Source organism: Streptomyces xylophagus, from assembly GCF_000716435.1.
GTDB lineage: Bacteria > Actinomycetota > Actinomycetes > Streptomycetales > Streptomycetaceae > Streptomyces > Streptomyces xylophagus.
Genome location: NZ_JNWO01000002.1, coordinates 338,114 through 361,888 on the forward strand (window position 1 = coordinate 338,114; position 23,775 = coordinate 361,888).

Annotated in this window: 19 protein-coding genes and 1 pseudogene; 11 read left to right on the top strand and 9 right to left on the bottom strand. The window is 69.2% G+C overall.

Annotated features, from left to right (window positions below):
• Nucleotides 1-15 precede the first annotated feature (15 nt).
• The gene (locus OO70_RS05015) at nt 16-2,346 is read right to left on the bottom strand and encodes a glycoside hydrolase family 95 protein (protein ID WP_043664553.1); all 2,331 of its coding nucleotides are present in this window, start codon (nt 2,344-2,346) and stop codon (nt 16-18) included.
• 52 nt (nt 2,347-2,398) lie between these two features.
• On the bottom strand, nt 2,399-3,550 hold the full coding sequence (locus OO70_RS05020) for an ROK family transcriptional regulator (RefSeq protein ID WP_043664556.1): 1,152 nt from the start codon (nt 3,548-3,550) through the stop codon (nt 2,399-2,401).
• Between the two features lie 403 nt (nt 3,551-3,953).
• On the opposite strand from OO70_RS05020, the gene OO70_RS05025 reads away from it, so the two are divergent.
• Genes OO70_RS05025 through OO70_RS05045 form a run of 5 tightly spaced genes read left to right on the top strand, consistent with a single transcriptional unit; the run spans nt 3,954 to nt 11,656 of the window.
• A complete protein-coding gene (locus tag OO70_RS05025) occupies nt 3,954-6,071 on the top strand; it encodes a fibronectin type III domain-containing protein (protein WP_051740665.1) in 2,118 nt (705 codons plus the stop codon).
• Between the two features lie 33 nt (nt 6,072-6,104).
• Nucleotides 6,105-7,124, top strand: a complete 1,020-nt coding sequence (locus OO70_RS05030; RefSeq protein ID WP_043664557.1) for a carbohydrate ABC transporter permease — start codon at nt 6,105-6,107, stop codon at nt 7,122-7,124.
• Nucleotides 7,125-7,138: 14 nt separating this feature from the next.
• Nucleotides 7,139-8,077: a carbohydrate ABC transporter permease gene (locus OO70_RS05035; protein ID WP_043664559.1), complete on the top strand. Its 939-nt coding sequence runs from the start codon at nt 7,139-7,141 to the stop codon at nt 8,075-8,077.
• Between the two features lie 18 nt (nt 8,078-8,095).
• Nucleotides 8,096-9,445, top strand: a complete 1,350-nt coding sequence (locus OO70_RS05040; protein WP_043664562.1) for an ABC transporter substrate-binding protein — start codon at nt 8,096-8,098, stop codon at nt 9,443-9,445.
• A gap of 27 nt (nt 9,446-9,472) precedes the next feature.
• Nucleotides 9,473-11,656, top strand: a complete 2,184-nt coding sequence (locus OO70_RS05045; RefSeq protein ID WP_043664565.1) for an alpha-galactosidase — start codon at nt 9,473-9,475, stop codon at nt 11,654-11,656.
• A gap of 6 nt (nt 11,657-11,662) precedes the next feature.
• Here OO70_RS05045 and OO70_RS05050 read toward each other — a convergent pair whose 3' ends face one another.
• Both OO70_RS05050 and OO70_RS05055 read right to left on the bottom strand, forming a co-directional pair.
• The gene (locus OO70_RS05050; RefSeq protein WP_043664568.1) at nt 11,663-12,886 is read right to left on the bottom strand and encodes a cytochrome P450 family protein; all 1,224 of its coding nucleotides are present in this window, start codon (nt 12,884-12,886) and stop codon (nt 11,663-11,665) included.
• Nucleotides 12,887-13,107: 221 nt separating this feature from the next.
• Nucleotides 13,108-13,857 carry an SDR family oxidoreductase gene (locus tag OO70_RS05055; RefSeq protein WP_043664570.1) on the bottom strand — a complete coding sequence of 250 codons (750 nt, stop codon included), beginning with the start codon at nt 13,855-13,857 and terminating at the stop codon, nt 13,108-13,110.
• Nucleotides 13,858-14,101: 244 nt separating this feature from the next.
• Here OO70_RS05055 and OO70_RS05060 point away from each other — a divergent pair, with 244 nt between their 5' ends.
• Entirely contained in the window at nt 14,102-14,506 is a 405-nt protein-coding gene (locus OO70_RS05060) for a tautomerase family protein (protein WP_043664573.1), read from the top strand.
• Between the two features lie 149 nt (nt 14,507-14,655).
• Here the strand turns inward: OO70_RS05060 and wrbA are convergent, their stop codons facing one another.
• Nucleotides 14,656-15,258, bottom strand: coding sequence for an NAD(P)H:quinone oxidoreductase (wrbA, locus tag OO70_RS55765; protein WP_043665380.1), 603 nt, complete (start codon nt 15,256-15,258; stop codon nt 14,656-14,658).
• Between the two features lie 144 nt (nt 15,259-15,402).
• Nucleotides 15,403-15,846 (bottom strand): annotated as a pseudogene (locus OO70_RS55770) (YceI family protein); the annotation flags it as partial.
• Between the two features lie 160 nt (nt 15,847-16,006).
• Between OO70_RS55770 and OO70_RS05070 the strand changes: the two are divergent.
• From OO70_RS05070 to OO70_RS05090, 5 genes are all read left to right on the top strand, one after another.
• On the top strand, nt 16,007-16,549 hold the full coding sequence (locus OO70_RS05070; RefSeq protein WP_043664576.1) for a MarR family winged helix-turn-helix transcriptional regulator: 543 nt from the start codon (nt 16,007-16,009) through the stop codon (nt 16,547-16,549).
• A gap of 72 nt (nt 16,550-16,621) precedes the next feature.
• Nucleotides 16,622-17,413 (top strand): acetoacetate decarboxylase family protein, encoded by a 792-nt coding sequence (locus tag OO70_RS05075; protein WP_043664579.1) that lies wholly within the window; start codon nt 16,622-16,624, stop codon nt 17,411-17,413.
• Nucleotides 17,414-17,455: 42 nt separating this feature from the next.
• Nucleotides 17,456-19,183, top strand: a complete 1,728-nt coding sequence (gene poxB / locus OO70_RS05080; protein WP_043664582.1) for a ubiquinone-dependent pyruvate dehydrogenase — start codon at nt 17,456-17,458, stop codon at nt 19,181-19,183.
• Between the two features lie 98 nt (nt 19,184-19,281).
• Nucleotides 19,282-19,743: an MEKHLA domain-containing protein gene (locus tag OO70_RS05085; RefSeq protein WP_043664585.1), complete on the top strand. Its 462-nt coding sequence runs from the start codon at nt 19,282-19,284 to the stop codon at nt 19,741-19,743.
• An 84-nt stretch (nt 19,744-19,827) separates the two neighbouring features.
• A complete protein-coding gene (locus OO70_RS05090; protein ID WP_043664588.1) occupies nt 19,828-20,280 on the top strand; it encodes a MarR family winged helix-turn-helix transcriptional regulator in 453 nt (150 codons plus the stop codon).
• 95 nt (nt 20,281-20,375) lie between these two features.
• Here the strand turns inward: OO70_RS05090 and OO70_RS05095 are convergent, their stop codons facing one another.
• From OO70_RS05095 to OO70_RS05105, 3 genes are all read right to left on the bottom strand, one after another.
• On the bottom strand, nt 20,376-21,905 hold the full coding sequence (locus tag OO70_RS05095) for a GMC family oxidoreductase (protein ID WP_043664591.1): 1,530 nt from the start codon (nt 21,903-21,905) through the stop codon (nt 20,376-20,378).
• Between the two features lie 91 nt (nt 21,906-21,996).
• Nucleotides 21,997-22,875, bottom strand: coding sequence for an LLM class F420-dependent oxidoreductase (locus OO70_RS05100; protein ID WP_043664593.1), 879 nt, complete (start codon nt 22,873-22,875; stop codon nt 21,997-21,999).
• A 173-nt stretch (nt 22,876-23,048) separates the two neighbouring features.
• Nucleotides 23,049-23,600 carry an HdeD family acid-resistance protein gene (locus OO70_RS05105; protein ID WP_043665383.1) on the bottom strand — a complete coding sequence of 184 codons (552 nt, stop codon included), beginning with the start codon at nt 23,598-23,600 and terminating at the stop codon, nt 23,049-23,051.
• Nucleotides 23,601-23,775: the final 175 nt, after the last annotated feature.

Genomic DNA, 23,775 nt, shown 5'->3' on the forward strand with positions numbered 1-23,775 from the left:
CATCGCCGCCTGCCCTCAGCCGGGGCCGACGGCGAGCATCTCCCCGGCGCCGAGCCTGACTTCGAGGACGTCGGCGCCGTAGCGCAGCCGTATGTCGACGGCCCGTGACGCCCGGATCGACGCGGTGGTCAGCCGCCCGTCGCGCCACCGGACGTCCACGGTGAGTCCGCCACGGGCGCGCAGTCCGCACACGCTTCCCTCGGGCCAGCCGGAGGGAAGCGCGGGCAGCAGTTCCACGTCCCGGCCGTCGGACTGCAGCAGCATCTCGGCGACTCCCGCAGTACCGCCGGCATTACCGTCGAAGGAGTAGATGTTCTGCGCCGCGCCGGCCACCCCGCCGGCGGAGAACGTCATCAGGTTCGCCTCGCTGGTGTCCGCGATCAGGCCGGTGAGGTGCTTCAGGGCCGCCTCGCCATCGAGCAGACGGGCGAAGTAGACCGTGAAGTTCGCCTCGACCCACTCGGTCTGCTCCCAGCCCGGGGCCTGTTGCCTGCGCGCGATCGTGACTTCCGCGGCGCGTGCGAGATCAGGGGTCCCGCGCGGGGTGATCTGGCGCTCAGGGAACAGGGCGCTGAGATGGGAGGTGTGCCGGTGGCTCGGCTCGGCCTCCTCGTGGTCGTGCAGCCACTCCTGCACCTGCCCGTGCCGCCCGATCCGGAACGGCGGCAGCCGGCGGCGCGCGGTGGCGATCCTGGTCCTCAAGTCGGCGTCGACGCCGAGCAGTTCGGCGCTCTCCGCACAGATCCGCAGCACGGCCTCCATGAACACCCGGTCCGCGGTGGCGCCCATGGACACGGAACACCGGCTGCCGTCGGGTGCGAGATACCAGTTCTCCGGGGACTCCGACGGACCGGTGACGAGCAGGCCGTGCTCCGGTTCTTCGACCGCGTAGGCGAGGAGGAACTCGGCGGCTCCGCGCAGGATCGGATACGCGCGCTCCCGGAGGAACGTCTCGTCGAGGCCGTACTCGTAGTGCTCCCACAACTGGAGGGCGAGCCAGGCCCCGCCGGTCACGTTCATGCCCCAGCCGATACCGGAACCGGGTGCCGTGTACCCCCACGCGTTGGTCACCGTGTGCGCGACCCAGCCGGCTGCGCCGTACATCTGCTCCGCCGTCGCCCGGCCACGGTCTGCCAGGAGTTCCAGCAGACCGAACAGCGGCTCCTGGCACTCGGCGAGGTTGGTCGGCTCGGCGGCCCAGTAGTTCTGCTGGGTGTTGATGTCGAGGTGGAAGTCGTTCGTCCAGGACGCGCTGCTGGCCAGGCCGTCGTTCCACAGACCCTGCAAGGCAAGCGGCAAAGGGGAGTTGTGGCGGGAGCCGGCCATCGTCAGGTAGCGGCCGTACTGGAAGTAGAGGGCCATGAGGTCGTTGTCGGCCTTGCCGGAGGCGAGCCGTTCGCGGCGGGTGTCGGTGGGGAGGGGCGCGATGTCGGGCGGTGGCGATCCGAGGTCGAGGGAGACCCGTCGCATCAGTGCCTGATGGTCCGCGATGTGCGCCGCCCGGATCTTCTCGTACCCGGCTTCCAGTCCTGCGGAGAGCAGTGATTGAGCGTGCTCTCGTGGGTTCGCTCCGGCCCAGTCGGTTCCTACGACGATGTAGACGACCGCGCTGTGGGCGCCCTCCACACGAAGCGCATCGCCCGTGCGGTGGACCGTGCCGCCCTCTGTTTGGAGGTGGGCGCGGATCTCCAGCGCGACGCCCTGCTGCCCGTCGCTGTGCAGGCTCTCGTACGCGTGGCCGCTGAAGTGGACGCACGAGTCCGTCGCGGTCGTGTCGCCGGGGAGTATGCCGTCCCGGATCGCGAGGTCGAAGGTGAGCGATCCGAGACGGTCCGCAGTGAGGTGTATCGCGATCAGACCATGGGGATTGGTCGCGAACACCTCGCGGGTGAAGCGGACTTCGTCGTGCGCGTAGGTGACCGTGACGAGGCCCGTGTCCAGGTCCAGCGTCCGTCGGTAGTCCTGGGCCTGAGTCCTGTCGGGGAAGGCGAGTTGTATTTCCGGCAGGGGCAGATTGGTCCCGAACGACCTTGGTCTGCCCAGGAGATGCTCGGTGGCGAGCCGCTGCGCCTCGGCGTGTTTTCCGGCGAAGAGGAGTTCGCGGATGCGCGGGACCTGCTCTCCAGCTGTTGGACTCAGGTCTGTTGTCGACGGGGCGCCCGACCATGCGGTGGACTCGGAGAGTTGGACCCGTTCGCGGTCGGTGCCGCCGTAGACCATGCCGCCGAGGCGGCCGTTGCCGATGGGGAGGGCTTCGAACCAGCGGGTGGCGGGGCGGTCGTAGCGGAGCGTTCCCGGTGGGACGCGGACATCGCGGATGTTCTGGTCGGAGAAAGCTTTCAGCATGGCGTGTGCTTTCGGGACGGTGTGAAGGAGGGCAACTCGTGGTGGGTGTGCGCTACTTGGCCGGGGCGAAGACGTGCTGGGCGGCGACGGCGGCGCCTCCGCGGGCCCACTCCTCGAAGGGGAGCGGTCTGACGACGAGGTCGCAGTCGGCCGCCGCGCCGAAGGCACGGGCGGCGAAGGTGGCGCGAATCTGGTCCTCGTAGAGGTCGTACGTCGCCACGCCCTCGCCGGAGATGATGATGCGTTCCGGTCCGATGAGGTTGGCCACGGACGCCAGCGCCAGGCCCAGGGCGTGGCCCGCCCGGGCGAAGACGGCGCGGACGTCGGCGTTGCCGGCGTGGGCGAGGCGGACCGCGCCGTCCATGGTCAGCGCCGGGTCGCCCGTCGCACGGCGGGCCTGTTCCGTGATGGCCTGGGTGGAGGCGACGGCTTCGACGCAGCCGGTGTTGCCGCAGGTGCACACCCGGTCCGTACCGCCCACGGGCAGGTGGCCGACCTCCCCTGAGACGCCGTGGGCGCCGGAGACGACCCGGCCGCCGATGGAGATGCCGCAGCCGATGCCCGCGCCGACGGTGACCAGGGCGAAGGACGACAGCCCGACCCCGACACCGAACCACTGTTCCGCGACGGTCAGGGCGCGGACGTCGTTCTCGATGACGGTCGGCAAGTCGGTGGCCGTCTGGACGAGTTGGGCCAGGGGTACGCGGCGCCAGTTCAAGAAGGGGGAGTACTGGACGGTCCCCGTGTGGCCGTCGACGTCCCCGGAGATCGTGACGCCGATGCCGTGCAGGACACCCGGTGCGTGCGGCGCCGCCTTCGCGTTCAGCCGGTCGACGAGTTGGACGATCGCCAGGACGACCGAACCGACGTCACGCGAACCGAGAGAGGCCCGCGCGGTGGCCAGGGTCTGCGCGGTCAAGTCGGCCAGCACACCGATGAGTTCGTCACCGGTGATCTTCACTCCCACGAAGCGGGCCCGCTCGCCGCGCACCGCCATGAGCGTGGCCGGCCGGCCCTGCGTGCGTTCGGTCGAGCGGCCCAGCTCGGTGATCCAGCCGTCGGTCAGCAGGGGAGTGGCGACCTTCGTGACCGCGCCGGGCGACAGGCCGGTACGGCGTCCGATCTCGGCGCGCGTGAGCGGGCCGTGGGCGAGGAGGGTCTGGAAGAGCAGAGCGGCCGCGGGTGGCTGATCGGCGAGCGTCATGCGGCGACCATACATTTCCATTGGAAAAGAAGAAAGAAGAAGGAACGCACCGATCAACGCCCTTCTTCCGCACTCATCTCCCGAATCCCGCTCCATTCTTTCCACGAATGTCGATGATTCGCGCCGCACAATATGTTGACGCTGGAAGAAAAGTCTGGCTACATTCGCGGCACCTCACGACAGGTGGACGGGACGTCCACCGACGCAGGTGGCGGCCGGTTTCCTCCCCGACCGGCCGCCCCGACAGCCCCTGGCTGCGCCCCGGGACCGGGCGTCGCCTTACGGCCACGAGGGCGGATCCGAACGCCCACACCCAATTCCCCATGCGGCTGACCGTGCAGGGGCACTTCCGGGCCTTCCCAGGGACCCGCCGTGCTTTTTCGCGCCGAGATGGAGTAAACACATGGCTCGTCCAGCAGGACCCGCGTCTTCCGTACGACACAGACTCCGCGCGGGCGGTGTCCGCCTCCGACACCTGCCCGTCCTGGCCGCCACCGCGCTCGTGGTGTCCCTCGCGGCACCGGCTGCGGCGACCGTTTCCCCGGAAGCGGCCGGCGCGACCACGACGGAGACCTCTCCGGCGCCGTCGAGCACGGGTCATCAGCAAGCCGTCCTGGCCGCCAAGCCATATATGGGCTGGAGCAGTTGGAGCCTGGAGGCCACCAGCTATCCCGGCTACGGCGGGGTGAACTGGCTCACCGAGGCACACGTCAAGCAACAGGCCGACGTGGTCGCCTCGAAGCTCAAGTCCCATGGCTACGAATACATCAACGTGGACGCGGGATGGGCGAACGGCTTCGACGCGTACGCCCGGCCGACGGCGAACACCACCACGTTCCCGCATGGCATGAAGTCCCTGGGCGACTACCTCCACCACAAGGGCCTCAAGTTCGGGCTGTACCTGGCAGTTGGGCTCGACCCCGTCGCGTACGGCGAGGGGAAGACCCCGATCCATAACGCGCCCGGCTGCACCACCTCCGACATCGTCTATCCCGACCTGCGCAAGACCAACGGGTGGAACTCCGCCTACAAGATGGACTTCGCCAACCCCTGCGCGCAGAAGTACATCGACTCCCTCGCCGACCAACTGGCGGGCTGGGGCGTGGACTTCCTCAAGGTCGACGGGGTGGGCCCGGGCTCCTGGCAGGGGGACGCGGACCACGACAACACCCCGGACGTGAAGGCCTGGCACACCGCGCTCCAACAGACCGGCCGCCCCATCCAGTTGACGCTGTCCTGGTCGCTCAGCCACACGAAGGCCGATACCTGGAAGACCAACTCGAACGGCTGGCGGATCGACACGGACGTCGAGTGCTACTGCAACACGCTGGTGACGTGGGACAACTCCCTGAAGGTGCGCTGGAACGACGTCGTGCAGTGGATCGACGACGCGGGGCCAGGGCACTGGAACAACCTCGACTCCCTGAACGTGGGAGTCGGCGCCATGGACGGTCTCACCGAGGCCGAGCGCCAGAGCTACGCCACGCTGTGGGCCATCGAGTCGGCGCCGCTGTACTCCGGTGACGACCTCACCAAACTCGACGCGTACGGGCTGAAGTTGCTCACCAACGACGAGGTCATCGCCGTGGACCAGGCGGGTCACCCGGCGCGACCGGTCAGCCAGACGACGAACCGGCAGACCTGGTACGCCCGTAATCCCGACGGCAGTTACACCGTCGCACTGTTCAACCTGGGTTCCGAAGCCGCCGATGTCACCGCTGACTTCGCCGACCTGGGCATCACCGGCACGGCGGCGGTCCGTGACCTGTGGCAGCACAAGAACCTCGGCCGCGTCTCCGGGCACCTGACGGAGAACCTCCCGCCGCACGGCTCGCGACTCTTCACCTTCACCCCGACCCGGCAGGGCGCCAACCCCGGTACCCCGCTGGGCGTGCACGGCACCACCGCCACGTCCACGAGCGTCTCCCTGGCCTGGGACAAGGTGAACACCGGCGCCTCACCGGTCACCCGCTACACCGTCTACGCCGACGGCCGGCCGGTGACCACCAGCACCGGCACCACAGCCACCGTCAGTGGCCTGAGCGCCGCCGGCGCCCACACCTTCACCGTCGTCGCCCGTGACGCCAAGGGCCGAACGTCGGCTCCGAGCAAGGCGGTTGAGGTCACCACGCCCGCGTCCGGCGGTCCCACCGTCTACGAGGCCGAGGCACCCGGTAACACCCTCACCGGCAACGCCACCGTCGCGGGCTGCGACAGCTGCTCCGGCGGACAGAAGATCGGCAACCTCGGCGGCGGCGAGGTGGCCATCACCCACGTCACCGCCCCGAAGGGCGGCACGTACCTGCTGAAGCTGGACTACGTGGACGGCGACTCGAGCCGGACCATCGACCTCACCGTCGGCGGCACCACCCTCCAGATCCCGGTGTCCGGCACGAACGACAACAACTGGGGTGCCCCGCAGTCCCTCACCGTCCCGGTGCCGCTGAAGGCCGGGGACAACACGCTCCGCTTCGGCAACGCCACCGACTACGCACCCGACATCGACAAGATCACCGTCTGATCCACCAGTTCGTACCGCACGAAGGAGGGTGCTGTGGTGGTCACATCACAGGGCAACCACGCAACGTCGGTGATACCGCGCTCCGGTGAGCCGGGCGCGGTGGCCACCACAGCCAACTCGCCGGCCAAGAGGAAGAGTTCACCGAGGAGGGGCCGGCGCCCCGTCGCCACGAGGTCCGCGGCGGCGCGACGCCGGGACCTGCCGGTCGCGCTGCTGCTCATCCTGCCCGCAGTGGTCGGCTTCGCGACCTTCTACGCCTATCCGACCCTGCGCGGCATCTACCTCAGCTTCACCGAGTTCCACGTCCTGAGCCCGCCGCGGTGGGTGGGACTGGCCAACTTCCGCGAGCTGTTCGGGGACGACGTCTTCTGGCACTCGCTGCTCGTCACCGCCTACTTCGTCCTGCTGTCCGTCGTCTTCGGCACGCTGATCTCGCTGGTGACGGCGGTCGTACTGGACCGGGTGACCAGGTCGTCGGTACTGCGCGGAGTGATCCTGCTGCCGTTCCTGATCTCCAACGTCATCGCCGCCCTGGTGTGGCAGTGGATGCTCGACCCCACCCTCGGCATCGTCAACATCGCCCTCAAGAACCTGACCGGCCACTCCATCCTGTTCTTCGGCAGCGGGGGATGGGCGATCCCCTCCCTGGCAGCGATCAGCGTCTGGAAGTGGATGGGCTACTACGCCCTGCTGATCTTCGCCGGCCTGCAGACCATCCCGCCGACCATCTACGAGGCGGGTCGAGTCGACGGCGCGAGCGAAGTGCAGATGTTCCGCCGGCTGACCGTGCCTCTGCTGCGGCCGATCCTCATCATGGTGGTCGTCCTGACGGTGATCAACTCCTTCCAGGTGTTCGACATCGTCCAGGTCACCACCGAGGGCGGTCCGGCCAACGCGTCGAACGTGCTGCAGATGTACATCTACCGCAAGGCCTTCCGCCAGTTCGACTTCGGCTACGCCGCCACCATGTCGCTGGCCCTGTTCGCCCTGCTCATCGCGGTCACCTTCACCCAGCTGCGGCTCGCCCGCGCCAACGAATCCGACCTGAACTGAAGGAGGCCGCCCCCATGGCTGTCACCATCGCACCCGGCCCGGCGGCCGTCCCGCGGCGCCCGACCCGCAACTCCACCCGCAGGTTCTCGCCCGGCAGGGCCGTGGCCCGGACCTACCTCGGTGTCATCGTCCTCGTCACCCTCTTCCCGTTCTACTGGATCCTGCGCACCGCGCTGTCGAACAACTATCAACTGGCGACCGACCCGTCCTCGCCGCTGCCGGTGGGCTTCACCTGGGGCGCCTTCGAGCGGGTCCTGGGCCTCGCCTCCACCGCGGAGGCCCAGGCCCAGGGCGGCTCCGGCGCCACCCTCGACATCGCCCTCTACCTGCGCAACTCGGTGATCTACGCGTCCGTGCAGACCGCGCTGGTCGTGCTGATCTCGGCAGCCGCCGCCTACGCGTTCTCCCGGTTGCACTGGCGTGGCCGCAACCTGGTGTTCAACATCCTGATCAGCGCCCTGATGGTGCCCAGCGTGTTCACGCTGCTGCCCAACTTCGTCCTCGTGAAAGACCTCGGACTCACCGACACCTTTGCCGGACTCATCCTGCCCGGCGGGCTCTTCCAGGCCTTCACGTTGTTCTTCCTGCGGCAGTTCATGCTCGGCCTGAGCAACGAGGTCGAGGAGGCCGCCATCATCGACGGCGCCGGCCCCCTGCGGATCTTCTTCCGGATCATCCTGCCGATGTCGTCCGCGCCGATCGCCACCGTGTCGCTGCTGATGTTCGTCAACGCCTGGAACGACTACTTCTGGCCGCTGCTGATCGCCAACGACCAGAGCGTCCAGCCCCTCACCCTCGCCCTCGGCGTCTTCAAGCAGTCCTCACCCCAAGCCGCCCCCGACTGGGCCGGGTTGATGGCCGCCGCCCTCATCGCGGCGCTGCCGATGCTGCTGCTCTTCGTCGCCTTCGGCAAACGCATCGTCAACTCCATCGGCTTCTCCGGCCTCAAGTGACCAGTGAAAGAAGGAACCATGAGAGTTCGCCAAGCCGTGGCACTGGGAGCCGCGCTCACCCTGACCGCCGTCGTGTCCGCGTGCTCCTCCTCGTCGGGCAGCGGCTCCGGCTCCTCGACCGTGAACTGGTGGACCTGGGACGACAAGCAGGCTGCCGCCTACAAGGTCTGCGCCACGGACTTCGAGAAGGCCAACCCCGGCGTCACGGTCAAGATCACCCAGTACAACGTCGTGGACTACTTCACCAAGCTCACCGCAGGCTTCGTGGCCAACAAAGCTCCCGACGCGTTCCAGAACAGCGTCCAGTTCTTCCCGCAGTACGCCGACCAGCACCAACTGCTCCCGCTGGACGACTACATCAAGAAGGACAGCTTCGACCTGTCGCGCTTCTCCGTCGGCGTCGACTCCTGGAAGTACACCGACGGCAAGCAGTACGGCCTGCCCCTGGACTGGGCGGCCACCGGCCTCTACTACAACAGCGACATGCTCACCAAGGCCGGCTACAGCACCAAGGACGTCCAGAACCTCAACTGGAACCCCGACAACGGCGGCACGATCGGCAAGATGATCGCCCATCTGACCCTCGACACCAAGGGCCGACGCGGTGACCAGGCGGGCTTCGACAAGGCACACATCAAGACCTACGGCTTCGGCCAGCTGGCCGCGAAGGACTTCCTGGGCCAGTCCACCTGGAGCTCCTTCGTCTCCACGACGGGCTGGCGGCTCGGCAACAAGGCCAACTGGCCGACCGAGTTGAACTACAACGACCCGCGCCTGGTGAAGACCATGGACTGGATCCGCACCCTGGTCGCGAAGGGGTACGCACCCAAGATCGGTACGTTCACCAACACCGTCTCCGACGTCGACCTGCTCTCCTCGGGCAAGGTCGCGATGGAGACGGGCGGATCGTGGTCGGCGTCCACCTTCGCCAAGATCCCCAACATCAAGGTCGGCATCGGTCCCACGGTCCTCGGCCCCGACGGCAAGACCCGAGCCGTCTTCAGCAACTCCAACGGGAACACCATCTGGGCCGGCACCAAGAACCCTGACCTGACCTGGAAGTGGGTCTCCTACATGGGCTCCGAGGCCTGCCAGACGAAGGCGTCGGCGACCGGAACCTTCTTCCCGTCCATCCCCGCCTCGATGGCCGCCTCGGCCAAGGCCCTCAAGGCGCAGGGCGTCGACCTCACGGTCTTCACCGACATGCTCAAGAACAAGGAGCTCTATCCCTCCCCGGACTTCAACAACGGCGCGGAGCTGCAGGACGCGATCGAGCCGCTGATCGAGGCCTACTTCGGCGGACAGAAGAACGACAGCGTCTTCGCCGACATGCAGGCCAAGACCAAGAGCATCCTCACCCAGAAGTGACCGCCGCCCTCCCCGAAAAGAGAGTGCATGCCCACAACCCCCTCGCGCATCGTCAGCCTCCGCGCGGCCGGCACCTGCTTCGCCGTGGAACTCACCGAACCGGTGCCCAGAGTCCTGCACTGGGGCGCCGACCTGGGCGAACTCACCCCCGAGGACCTAAAGGCCCTGAGCCTGACCGCCGAACCCGCGATCCTCAACAACGCACCGGACATCCCGCGCCGCTTCACCGTCTGGCCCACCGAGGCCGACGGCTGGTCCGGCACCCCGGCCCACCACGGCCACCGTGCCGGCACCGCCACCGCGCCCCGTCCGACCCTCACCGGGGCCACCCACCGCACGAACCCCGACGGCGGCGGTGAACTCCACATCCAACTGGCCGACGCGGCGTCCGGACTGGACATCACCCTCACCTACATCCTGGACACCCACGGAATACTCACCACCGACGCCGTCCTCACCCGCGGGGACAGCGCCGATACGACGCCCTACGACCTCTCCGGCGCCCTGACCCTGCTGCCCCTGCCGCGCCGGGCCACCGAGATCCTGGACTTCACCGGCAAGTGGAGCCGGGAACGCTCGCCCCAGCGCCGCCCGCTGCACCACGGCGCCCATGTCCGTGACGTACGGCGCGGGAAACCCGGTGTCGACTCGCCCCACCTCCTGACGGTGGGCGTACCCGGCTTCGGATTCCGCACCGGCGAGGTGTGGGCCGTACACGTGGCATGGAGCGGTGACCAGCGCTACCTCGTCGAGCAACTCCCGGAGGGAGCCGGTGTGCACGCCTCCGCCCTCGGCGCCGGCGAACTCCTCCGGGCCGGCGAGATCCGTCTGGCACCCGGCGACACCTACCGCACACCGCGCTGCCATTTCGGGTGGTCGGCGAACGGCCTGGACGGCATCGCCGACCGCTTCCACCGCCACCTCCGCGCACGACCGCAGCACCCGTGCGGCCCTCGCCCTCTCGTGCTCAACAGCTGGGAGGGCGTCTACTTCGACCACGATCTCGACCGGCTGCGGGCCCTGGCGGAGCGTGCCGCCGCGGTGGGGGTCGAGCGGTTCGTGCTCGACGACGGCTGGTTCAGCGGTCGCCGCGCCGATACCGCGGGTCTCGGTGACTGGCTCGCCGACCCGACCGTCTGGCCCGACGGGCTCAGCCCGCTCGCCGACCATGTCCGGGCGTTGGGCATGGACTTCGGACTCTGGGTCGAGCCGGAGATGGTGAACCCCGACTCCCAACTGGCCCGCACCCACCCCGAGTGGATCCTCGGGCCCGCCGCCGGCCTCGGCCCGACCGCCCGCCATCAGCACGTCCTGGACCTCGCGTGCCCCGAGGTCTTCGACTACCTGCTGAAGTCACTGGACGCACTCGTCGGAAGCTACGACATCGCCTACCTGAAGTGGGACCACAACCGGGAACTCCACGAAGCCGTGCGCACTCCGGGCGACCGGCCCGCAGGACATGCCCAAGTCGGGGCGCTGTACCGGCTGTTGGACGCTGTCAAGCAGCGTCACCCCGGCCTGGAGATCGAGAGCTGTGCGAGTGGCGGCGGCCGGGTCGACCTGGGCGTACTCGCCCGCACCGACCGGGTGTGGCCCTCTGACTGCAACGACCCCGTGGAACGGCAGGCGATCCAGAGCTGGACCGTGCAGCTCCTCCCTCCCGAACTCGTCGGCACCCATGTCGGCGCCGCACGCAGCCACACCACCGGACGCGTCACCTCCGACACGTTCCGCATGATCACCGCCCTGTTCGGCCACGCCGGCATCGAGCAGGACCTCGCACGGTGCTCGGAGGAGGAGTTGACCAGGCTGACCGCCTGGAGCGCCCTCCACCGCGAACTGCGCCCACTGCTCCACACCGGTCGCACCGTCCGTGCCGACCTGGAGGACGAGTCCCGGGTGCTGTACGGAGTCGTGGCCCAGGACGGTTCAGGAGCCCTGTACTCCTGGGCGCGCGTGGCGACTTCCCCCGAAGGCCAGTCCGGCCGTACGACCCTTCCCGGCCTGAGCGCCGACGCCCACTACCGACTCCGCGTGCGCACCGACCTCGGCCTGCCCTCCTTCCACGAGGTCGCGCCGCCCCCGTGGTTGACGGCCGCGCAGGAGGACTGGCTCACCCTGCCCGGCTCGGTGCTGGCCACCGCGGGCCTGCCCATGCCCACCCTCAACCCAGAGCAGGCGCTGCTCATCGAGGTCCGTCGCCAGGACTGAAGTCGCTCAGCAATAGCGCGAGTTGGAGGTCCCGGAGGTCACGACCGACACGGGAAGTCGCCGCACTCCGTGCATCAGCAGGCCCGGAGTCCACTCCAAGTCGGCCGCGTCCACGGCCAGTTCGAGACTCTCGACGCGCTCCAGCACCGCGCTGATCGCGACCGTGGCCTCCATCCTGGCCAACGGCGCCCCCAGGCAGTGGTGGACGCCGTGCCCGAAGGCGACATGGCCGGCCGGCCGGCCGAGGCGGAAGGAGTCCGGCTCCTCGAACCGGGCGGGGTCCCGGTCGGCGGCGGCGAGGGACACCAGCAGCATGTCGCCCCGGCGCACCGGCACTTCACCCACCCGCATGTCCTCGGTGGCGAAGCGCTCGGTCGCCGTGAGTACCGGTCCGTCCAGACGGAGGAACTCCTCGACGGCCGAGGGTACGAGGGAGGGATCGGCGCGCAACGCCTTGAAGAGGTCCGGCTGTTGGGTGAGTCCGAGCAGTACGGCACCGATGAGGTTGGCGGTCGTCTCGTACCCGGCGATCAGCAGGAGGAAGGCCATGCCGACCAGCTCCGGGTCGGTGAGCCTGTCCTCGTCGCTGTCGTTGGCCAGCGCGCTCAGCAGGTCCTGACCCGGGTCGGCCCGCTTGCCGGCGATCAGCTCGGCCAGGTAGCCGCTCATCCAGACGTACGCCTCCTCCCGGTCGCTGCCGGCGACCGGGGACACGATCTGCTCCGAGGCCCAGCGGAACCTGTCCCAGTCGTCCAGCGGCACGCCGAGCAGTTCGCAGATCACGGCGATGGGGACGCGGGCGGCGAAGCCGTCGACCAACTCCGGTGTGTCCTGGGCCAGTACGTCGTCCGCGAGCTTGCCCGCGATCTCCTGTGTGCGGGGCCGCAGGGACTCGATCTGCTGCGGGGTGAAGGCGCGTGTCACCAGTTTGCGGAGACGGGTGTGGTCGGGTGGGTCCACGGTCAGCATGTAGTCGATCCCGACCTCGTCCCGGACCCCGCTCATCAGCCAGCCGGGTTCCAGTCCCGCGCGCTCGCTCCGCTTGGACACGCGGGGATCGGTGAGTACTTGGCGTGCCGCCTCGTATCCCGTGACCAGCAACTGCGGCGGCGCACCGTCCGGTTCGCAGCGGTGCGCGGCTCCGGAATCCGTCAACTGCCGTAGCACCGCGTGCGGGTCCGTCTGGAACGCGGCACCTTCCAGTACCGCCCGCAGGTCGCTTGTCGTCATCGAGGTCTCCCGCCCGAGTTAATTGCTTTCGTGGGCAAGCATTACGTCGGAGAAAGGGCATGTCAAGGAGTGGCGGAAGCGGAGGGAGGTGGTGGAAGGGTTCGAATCTGCTTGCCAACACACGTAAATAAGCGGGGGAGTTGATGGCAGGTCCGAGGTGCCCGTACGGAACGGGAGGCCGTCGTGAAGGGTGGCGGGCGGCCGGAGCCGCGCCCCGGTGACTAGAAGCCGGCCCGGGTTCCGCCGTCGATCGTCACCATGGCGCCCGTGAGGTACGACGCGGCCGGCGACAACAGGAAGGCGGCGACACGGCCGAACTCCTCCGGGGCGCCGTAGCGACGCAGCGGGACGTCGGCCACGGCGTCGGCGGCGTTGCCGGTGAGCGCCGCGATGTCGCGCGCACGGTCGGTCGCGATGTGCGCGGGCAGGAGGCCGACCACGCGAACGCCCCGGGGGCCCAGTTCGTCCGCGAGGTTCTTGGCGTAGCCCGCCAGGCCCGGACGCAGGGCGTTGGAGACGGCGAGGCCGGGGATCGGCTCGTACACCGAGGTGGAGAGGACGAAGCCGATCACCCCGCCCTCGCCCAGTTCCCCGGCGACCGCGCGCGACAGCCGCACCGCACCCAGGAACCCCGACTCGAAGGAGTCACGCCACTGCTCATCGCCAACAGTGTCGGACGTGCCCGTCGGCGGACCGCCCACGCTGATGAGCACTCCGTCCAGTCGCCCGAAGGCATCGCGCGCCGCCGCGATCAACCGGTCCGGCGTTCCCGGGTCGGCATTGTCGGCGACGACACCGACAGCCGAGCCGGGGTCGCCGAGTTCGGCCTCCGCCGACACCACCGATGCCGTACCGCGACCGCTGACGACCACCTTCGCGCCGTCCGCGGTCAACTCGCGTGCGGCGGCCAGCCCGAGACCGCGCGTGCCACCGGTGACGATGTACACCCGATCCTTCAGTCCGAGATCCATGACTGCTCCCGTCGCGATTCGGAAGGGTGAGGTACGGCCGAATCGCCGACATCGTGGCCCGGGTGCGGTCGTCGCGGCCTCCGTCCGATGACGCAAACGCATACCGAAACGTGGGAGTCCGCAGCTGCTGGTGCGTCTGCTGCAGTCTCGGCCTCGGTCGGACGGCGGAAGCGGGGAGCTGCGTACGCGAAGGACCGTGTGCCGGTGTCCCGTTGGGCACGCCCCCGATTCGTGAGGAGCCGACATGCCCGTCTACACCTGCACCGCGGCGCAGGGCACGCTGACCCGTGAGTCGAAGGCGTCTTTGGCGGCCGAGATCACCCGGATCCACGCGGCGATCAACCACGTGCCGGCGGCCTACGTCGACGTGATCTTCTCCGAGCCACCGTCGGAGAGCGTCTTCGCGGGCGGGGTGCCGGGTACGCCACTGATCATCACGGGCTGGGCGCGGCGGGGGCATCCGCCGGAGGACACGACGCGACTGGCGCTGGAGTTGTCCTCAGCGGCCGTACGCATCACCGGAGTTGAGGAGCGCCACGTCATGGTGGTGATCCAGGACAGCCCCGCCCGGTCCGCGGTGGAAGGCGGTCAGGTGCTGCCCGAACCCGGCGAGGAGAAGGAGTGGTTGGCGCGCCGGGGCGACGGGTGAACAGCCGGCGGCCTCCCGCGCGACCCACGGCCGAACGCCGACGCCGTCCCGCGCGACCCACGACCGAATGCCGGCGCCCTCCTGCGAGGCCAACGACCGAATGCCGGCGACCGCCCCGAGGTGGTCGCCGGCATCCAACTGCCCTGGTGTTACTCGCCCTTGAAACGCGCGGTGACCGCGGCCACGCGCTTGCCCTGGTACAGGGCGGCGGCGCGCGCGGTGTCGTCGACGGGGATCGCTCCCTGGCCGTTGACGTGGCTGGTGCCGTAGGGGTTGCCGTCGGCGAACTTCACCGGGTCCGTGTAGCCCGGGGTGACGATGATGCCGCCGAAGTGGTGGACGGAGTTGTAGAGGGCGAGCAGCGTGGACTCCTGGCCGCCGTGTGCGGTGGCGGTGGCCGTGAAGCCGCTGTAGACCTTGTCGGCCAGCTTGCCCTGCGCCCACAGCCCGCCGAGCGTGTCGATGAACTGCTTCAGCTGGCTCGCGATGTTGCCGAACCGGGTGGGGCTGCCGAAGATCACGGCGTCCGCCCACTCGATGTCCGCCGGGGTCGCCACCGGTATGTCCTTGGTGGCCGAGGCGTGCGCCGACCACGCGTCGTTGGCGGCGATGGCCTCCTCGGGGGCGAGCTCGGACACACGCAGGAGTCGTACCTCCGCGCCCTCCTTGCGGGCACCCTCCGCCACCGACTCGGCCAACTCGTGCACGGTGCCGGTCGACGAGTAGTAGATGACTGCGATCTTGGGGGACATGGGGAGTTCCTCTCGCTGTTCAGTGGTCTCGACGGCAGGTGCCGCCGTGGTGTCGACGGCGGGAGCCGCCGTACTCGGGTCGGGATGGGCGGTGGTGGTCAGGGAGAGCCGCAGCAGGCGGGCCGCGACTCCCTTCGAGGCGGTCAGTCCGTGGCGGTACCGGTCGACGGTGGCCGAGGCCGATATCCGCAGCGATCCGTTCTCGACGGACAGGGCGTCCACCGTCAGCTCGACCGGTGCCTGGTGGCCGCGGACGGTGAGGAGCCCCTTGACGACCCAGGCGCCGGCGTCGCCGCGGGCCACCCTGGTCGACTCGAACCTGATGTCCGGGTAGCGCTCCGCGTGGAGGAAGGCGGGGGAGCGGACATGATCGTCGCGGCGGGTCGTGCCCGTACGGAAACTGCGTGCTTCGACGACGGCCCGCGCGGTCGAGTGGACGACCGGTTCCGCGATCGTGATGCGGCCCGACTCCACCTGGAACGTGCCGGTCACCTTGCCCAGTCCGAACATGTGCCGCGTGGTGAAGGTGAGGGACGAGAGGCCTGGATCGACCTCGTACGTCCCGGCGGGGGGCAATTGAACGCTCATGCCCTGCTGGCCTCTCGCTCGTCGTCGCGCGGGACGTCCCGTGCGGCGCTGGTGCTTGCGTTGGCAAGTATCTTCACCCTATGCAAAATGCTTTGTCAAGCAAGTAGTGGTTGTGGTTCAGTGTCCTTGTAAAGAACATTCGGAGAGGAGGAGGAAGGAGATGCCGACGACGAAGGACCCCGCGACCGCGCCCGCGCCGGAACCGCTGAGCGGCACGGAGGAACGCCTGTGGCGCTCCCTGCAGCGACTGCTGGTGGCGCTGCCCCGGGCGCTCGACGAGGATCTCCTGCGCTCCACGGGACTGTCGCTCACCCAGTACATCGTCCTGATGCACCTCTCCGAGGCGGACGGCAACCGCATGCGCATGACCGACCTGGCCACCGCCACGGCGCTGTCCGCGAGCCGCATCACCCGGCTCGTGGAGACCCTCCGGGTCCACGGCCTGGTGGTCAAGGAACGGCACGCGACGGACGCCCGGGGGAGCATGGCCGTCCTCACGGAAGCCGGTCGGCAACGGCTGCTGGGCGCCTATCCGGCTCATCTGGCCAGTGCGCGCCGACGCGTCATGGACCAGCTCGACCCGGCCCTGGTCCAGCGGCTGGGCGAGGAGCTGACGGCGGTGGCCGATCCGCTCCGCTCCCGGTGCCGGCCGGGCTGCGAGTGCTGCGAGGCGACTTCCGTGTACGGGGAAGCAGTCATGTGACGCAAGCCAGGACCGGTTCCCCGGGCGAAGCATGGCGCTGTCCCGGCTCGACCGTCTGCTGAGGAGGCCCCCATGCTCCAGGGCTACACCTACCCGCTGTCACCGCGCGGAGAAGCGAACCTCGCCTCCGCCCCGCCGTGGCACTACGCCGGTGACATCGTCGGCGTCGAGTTCTGGACGGACCCGGCCGCCGCCGAGGCGACACTCCCCGAGGGGCTGACCCCGGACCCGGACTCCGACGGGCACGCGGTCGCGCTGTTCATCGACTGGCAGTTCTCCGCGGAGCACGACGAGTACCTCGACCCGGTGCGTAGCCAGTACCGCGAGTTCATGGTGCTGGTGGACGCCCAGTGGCAAGGCGAGCCCGTGTCGTGGTGCCCGTACATCTACGTCGACAACGACCTTGCCCTGGCCCGCGGTTGGGTGCAGGGGTTCCCGAAGAAACTGGGCTCGGTCCACCAGACCCGCGTCTTCGCGGCGCCCGGCAGCGCGTCACCGACCCTCGCGCCCGGCGGGCGGTTCGGCGCGTCCATGTCGGCGGCCGGACACACCCTCGCGGAGGCCAGGGTGACGCTGGAGCAGCCGGCGCCCGACCCGGCCGCCCTGTTCGCACGCCCCACGGTCAACCTCCGGCACTTCCCGCGCCTGGTCTCCGGCCAGTACGACAAGCCCGCCGTGCACGAGCTGGTGATGGCCGAGTTCAACGACCGGCAGCTCGCCGACGTGTGGACCGGCACCGGCGACATCACTCTCTTCGCCGCCCGCGGCGAGGAGTTGGCGGACCTGGCCCCCGTGCGTACCGGCGCCGGTTTCCGCGCCTCGATGTCCTACAGCGTGACGGACGTACGCCGGCTGGACGCATAGCAGGACGGACGTCGCCCGCAGTGTCGTTATGAAGGGAAGCTCATGTCCACGATCGCCGATCTCATCGTGGAGGGCCTGCGCAACGCGGGCGTCGCGCGGATCCACGGACTGCCCGGGGACTCGCTCAACGGACTGACCGACGCCCTGCGCAGGAACCCCTCGATGGCCTGGGAGCACTACCGGCACGAGGAGGCCGCGGCGTTCGCCGCCGCGGGCGAGGCGGCGACCACCGGATCACTGGCGGCCTGCGCGGGCAGCTGCGGACCGGGAAACCTGCACCTGGTCAACGGGCTCTACGAGGCACAGCGCAGCCGCGTCCCCGTCCTCGCGATCGCCGCGCACATCCCCGGCTCGGAGATCGGCACCGGCTACTTCCAGGAGACACATCCCGAGGAGGTGTTCCGCGAGTGCAGCGTCTTCTGCGAACTGGCCTCCTCGCCCGACCAGTTCCCCCACCTCCTGGACATCGCCCTGCGCACGGCCGTCGAACGCAGCGGCGTGTCCGTGCTGGTGGTCCCGGGCAACGTGCTCCTGCACCGGCTGGACCACTCGGTGAAGGCCGCCACGGTGCTGCCCACCGCGCCGGTCGTGCGCCCCGGCGACCCGGAGATCGAGCGGGCGGCCGCCGTCCTGAACGACGCCGAGCGGATCACCGTCCTCGCGGGCGCGGGCTGCGCCGGCGCGCACGACCAACTCGTCCAGCTGGCAGGGGCGTTGCGGGCGCCGGTCGTGCACACGCTGCGCGGCAAGGAGCACGTCGAGTACGACAACCCGTACGACGTCGGCATGACCGGGCTGCTGGGATTCACCTCCGGCTACCGGGCGATGGAACAGTGCGACACACTGCTGATGCTCGGCACGGACTTCCCGTACCGGCAGTTCCTGCCCGAACACGCCACCACCGTGCAGGTGGACCTGCGCGGCGAGCAGATCGGCCGGCGTACCCGCGTGGATCTGGCCCTGGTCGGCACGGTCCGGGACACGGCCGAGGCCCTGCTCCCGAAGCTCGCGCCGAGGACCGGCTCCCGGCATCTGGACTCCCTGCGCGACCACTACGTCAGTGCCCGCGCCGCGCTGGACCGGCTCGCCGTCGACGACCGGAACCGCGCGCCGATCCACCCGCAGTACGTGGTCAAGGTCGTCGACGAACTGGCAACCGAGGACGCGGTGTTCATACCTGACGTCGGCTCGCCGGTGGTCTGGGCGGCGCGCTACCTGACCATGAACGGCCGACGCAGACTGATCGGTTCGTTCAACCACGGCAGCATGGCGAACGCACTGCCCCAGGCGATCGGCGCACAGTCCGCCTTCCCGCAGCGGCAGGTCGTCGCACTCTCCGGGGACGGTGGACTGGCCATGATGCTGGGCGACTTGATCACGCTGAAGCAGCAACGCCACCCGGTGAAGATCGTGGTCTTCAACAACGGGGCGCTGAGCTTCGTGGAGTTGGAGATGAAGGCCGAGGGCATGGTGAACTTCGGCACCGACCTCGACAACCCCAACTTCGCCGACGTGGCAACGACGTTGGGCATCCACGGCAGCCGGGTGGAGCACCCGGCCGACCTGCCGGACGCCCTGCGCGCCGCGTTCGCGCACCCCGGGCCGGCGTTGGTGGAGGTGATGACCGCCCGGCAGGAGCTGTCGATCCCGCCGACGATCACCTTCGACCAGGTCAAGGGCTTCGCCCTCTACGCCGCCCGCACCGTCCTGTCGGGACGCGGCGACGAACTCCTCGAACTGGCCCGCACCAACGTCGTGCGGCGCCTCTAAGGAGCAGTCGCCTCACGGGAGTTGGGCCCCGCGCTCGTCCCCGGCGGCGTCGTAGTAGTACTGGGACAAGTTGAGGACCTACGAGAGGTGAGAAAACGATGGCCACGCTCCGCTGCGACCCGAGCTTCGCGCACCTGCTCCTGTCGAGCCATCAGCGGTTGACGGGCAGGTCCTTGGTTCCCTCGGAGTTCACGGACACCGGTGCGACGGCCCGGTGGCTCTACGAAGCCGCCCCCTTCGGACTGCTCGCGCACGACACGGCAGCCGATCCGGTCTTCGTGTACGCGAACGCGACGGCCCAGAAGTGCTTCGAATACGGCTGGGAGGAGTTCGTCGGACTTCCGTCCCGGCTGTCCGCGGTCCCGGCGGCGCAGGGTGACCGGGACGCGTTCGTGCGATCGGTGACCGAGCGCGGATTCGCCTCCGGTTACCGGGGACTGAGGGTCGCCAAGTCCGGCCGCCGGTTCTGGATAGAGGACGTCACGATGTGGAACCTCGTGGACGAGGACGGCACCTACCACGGCCAGGCCGCGGTGTTCCGGTCGTGGACGGACGACTGAGGAGAGGAGTGACCGCGGAGCGCGGACACGAGGTCCCCTGGTCATAGGTTGAGGTTCCTTGCTTGTGCACGCTAACCTGCACGGATGACCTCCGACGATGCCCTGACCGCGCAGGAAGAGCGATTCTGGCGTGCCCTGATGCGGGTCATCGTCGCGCTGCCGCGTTCGCTGGACGACGATCTGCTGCGCTCCACGGGGCTGACGCTCACCGAGTACGTCGTACTGATGAACCTGTCCGAGGCCGAGAACCAGGAGCTCCGCATGGCGGACCTCGCCGCGGCGACCGCGCTCTCGGCGAGCCGTATCACCCGCGTGGTGGACGCGCTGCAGAGCCGCGGTCAGGTCGTCAAGCGGCGCTACGAGGGAGACGCGCGCGGGAATGTCGCGACCCTCACCCCGGAAGGGATGAAGCGACTTCAGGCGGCGTATCCGATCCACCTGGCGAGCGCCCGCAAGCGGGTCATGGACCATATCGACGGCCGGTCGCTGGCGGCGATGGTGAGGCAGTTCGAGACGGTGGTCGAGAAGTTCGACTGACGGTCCGCATCCGTCGTCACTCTGGACGCACGCGAAAGGTCCCGGACACACTCGTCGTGTCCGGGACCTTCTGCATGGCTGGGTGCCGCGTGGCGTCAACTCCCGTACACGCGACGGGCGATGTGCTCCGCGATCATGATGGTGGTCGCGTTGGTCACGGTCGACGGGACCTCGGGCATGATCGAGGCGTCGATCACGCGCAGGCCCGTCAGCCCGTTCACCGCCCCCGACTCGTCGACGACGGCCCACTCGTCCCCGGGTCCGCCCATGGGCGCGGTCGAGGTCGGGTGGCCGTAGGTGGCGATGCCCGTCGCGATCGCGGTCTCCAGCTCCTCGTCGGTGCGTACGGCGTCGCCCGGTACGAGTTCGGCGGCGAGCGCACCCGCCAAGGGCGGGGTGCTCGCCAGGCGCCGTAGGAGACGCACGGCCTCCAGCATGCGACTGCGGTCCCTGGCCGTCGCGAGGTAGTTGTTGTCGATGACCGGAGCGTCGTGGGGATCACGGCTCGCCAGCCGAACCGAACCGCGCGACTCCGGGCGGGTGACCGCCGCGGCGAGGACGATCGCCCCGCCGGTGGGGCTGAAGGAGCCGTCCGGCAGGTGAGTCGCGACGACACCGAGGTCCAGCTCGCCGGCCGGTGCCTCGGACGAGGCCAGCCACAGATGGGCCGCGAAGGCGGAGGTCAGGGTCTGGTAATCGGCGGTGAGAGCGAAGAGCGAGTGGAAGAAGGGGTGATCGTGCAGCCTTCGGCCGACCGGGAGATCGGCGACCACGTCGATACCGAGCGACCGCAGATCCTCGGCCGGGCCGACGCCCGAGCGCAGCAAGATGGCCGGGCTGCCGTAACTCCCCGCGGAGAGCACCACTTCACCGGCCCGGAAGACTGTGCCCAGCGCGTCGACGACACCGCGGGCCGCGCCGCCCTGGATGAGCACCTTGTCGATGGTGATGTCGCCCAGCACCGTCAGGTTGGGGCGGCTGCGGACCTGCGGCGTCAGGTACACCAGGGCGGTGTTCTGGCGCACCCCGTCGACGATGTTGACCGGGTAGCCGCCGGTACCGTCCTGCCGGGCGCCGTTGAAGTCGTCGTTCCGCCGGAACCCCAGCTCCGCCGCGCTGTCCACGAACGCCTGGAGCGAGGACGTCAGTTCCTCGTACGTCCACTGGCGGACGGGGAAGGGTCCGGTACGCCCGTGGTGGGCGTCGTCGCCGCTCGGGGTGTTCTCCATGTCGCGGAAGGTCGGCAGGACCTCGTCGTACGACCAGCCCTTGATGCCGTAGCGCTCGCCCCAGGCGGCGAAGTCCGCCGCACGCGCCCGGATCGCCACCCCCGCGTTGACCGCGGAACTGCCGCCCATGGTCCGGCCGCGCGGTGCGGCGATGCTCGGGGCGCGGTCGGTGGCGCGTGCGGTGTAGCCCCAGTCGTGGTCCGGGTCGGCCAGGACGTGCGGGGTCAGCAGTCCCTCGGGGGTTTGTTCGGCGGGGTAGTCCGGGCCCGCTTCGAGCAGCAGGACCGTCCGGCTCGGATCCTCGCTGAGCCTGGCGGCGAGGACTGCGCCGGCCGAACCTCCGCCGACGATGACGACATCGGCCGTGTATGCGGGGTGTTCGCTGGTGGTGCTCATGTGCGTCTCCTTTTATACATGCTTTAGCAAGCAAATAAAGGCGGGATGTTCGCGGATAAAGGCGTGATGTTCGACTGTTCGCGGGCCTCGGTCAGATGGCCGACGCCTCCGGTACGAGGCGCTCGCCCAGCAGTCGCAGCGCGGCGTGCTGGTCGGTGCCGCGGATCGGTCCGATGACGTGGTCGATGCCGAGGTGGTCCAGCCGGCGCAGTTCGGTGAGCAGGGGCCGGATGTTCTCCCCGCGTGTGCCGGGGTCGAGGGGAAGCAGGACCGTCTTCTCGATCTCGGAGTAGTCGCGTCCGACGTCGTCGCAGTGCCGGCGGAGCACGTCGAGTTTGTGCGGGAGGTCGGGGCCGTGGAAGAGGTTGCAGGCGTCCGCGTACTCCGCGACGAGCCGCAGCGTCTTCCGTTCGCCGGATCCGCCGATCAGGATCGGGGGGCGGGGTCGCCGTACGGTTCTGGGGGAGTTGAGGGTGCGCTCGAGTCGGTAGTACCGGCCCTCGAAGGGCTTCTCGTCCTCGCTCCACATCTGCAGGCAGATCCGAACCGTCTCCTCCAGCCGCTCGAACCGCTCGGCGACCGGAGGGAAGGGCAGGCCGAGCCCGCGCGCCTCGGCGATGTTGAAGCCCGCTCCGACGCCGATGCCCAGGGCGGCACGGCCCTCGGAGAGGACGTCGAGCGTGGTGATCATCTTGGCCAGCAGGCCGGGTTCGCGGTAGCCGACCGAGGTCACCAGGGCGAGCAGTTCGGCGCGCTCGGTGGACGCGGCCAGGTAGCCCAGCGTCGTGTACGCCTCCAGCATCTCCTGCTCGGAGGCGCCCACGATGCCGATCTGGAACAGGTGGTCCATGACGGCGATGCGGGTGAAACCGAACTCCTCCGCCGTGCGGGCCAGGCGGCCCACGTGACGTGCGATGCCTGTCGGGCCGCCGGGCTGGGTGAAATCGGCGATGGCGATGCCGAGGTTCATGCGGGCCTTCCCTCGTGTGAACCGCTGGGTCGATCGCCATCGAGTATGCCCGACTAGATATGTGCTTTGTCAAGCAAGTAAATGAGAGATGGAGCGATCGATTTCGACTCGTCCGGTACCGCGTGGCGCCGTTTCCACCGGCTGACGCCACGCGGCTGTCCGTCGTCGCAGTCTCAGGCGCGGACCGGTTCGCGCGGGTTCGTGTTGCTGCGGAGGCGCCGCTCCTCGAACGAGGCGAAGACCACCGAGACGCCGTAGACGAGGCTGAACAGGCCGAAGACCGTGGCGAGTGAGGCCGCGCCGATGTCCGGGCGGACGAAGAGCGAGAACGCGAGGAGGATCGCCACTGCGCCGGACAAGAGGAACAGGGTCCGCTCGCCCGCCGACTCGCCGCGTTGGAAGGCCAGGGCTATCTCCATGGCGCCGGTCGTCAGGGCCCAGGCGGCGACCCAGATCGTGAGCGCGAGCGCCGTGATGCCGGGCCACGCCAGCGCGACCACGCCGGCCGCGAGCGAGAGCAGGGCGAGCAGCAGCCAGCCGACGACGGGTCCCACCCGGTCGCTGGCGAAGGCGCGGGCGCTGTCCGTCGCCGCGGTCATGAACGCGTAGACGGCGAAGAGGATGACGAAGGCGCCGACGGTGATGCCGGGCCAGGCGACGGAGACGACGCCGAGGATCACGGCCAGCAGACCGCGCCAGAGCAGTACGTTGGGTGAGCTGAACATGGTCACCTTCCACATACGAGGGTGTCGCCTCGTTCTACGCCCGAGGCCGGGGTTCGCCAGGAAGGCTAGAGTCGCGCCTCCCGGCCGCGATCTGTCATACGACTGCATCCCCTACTTCCTTACTCCTCTACGGTCGTCACATGAAGCGGTGCAGCCATCTGACGGATGCACGGAC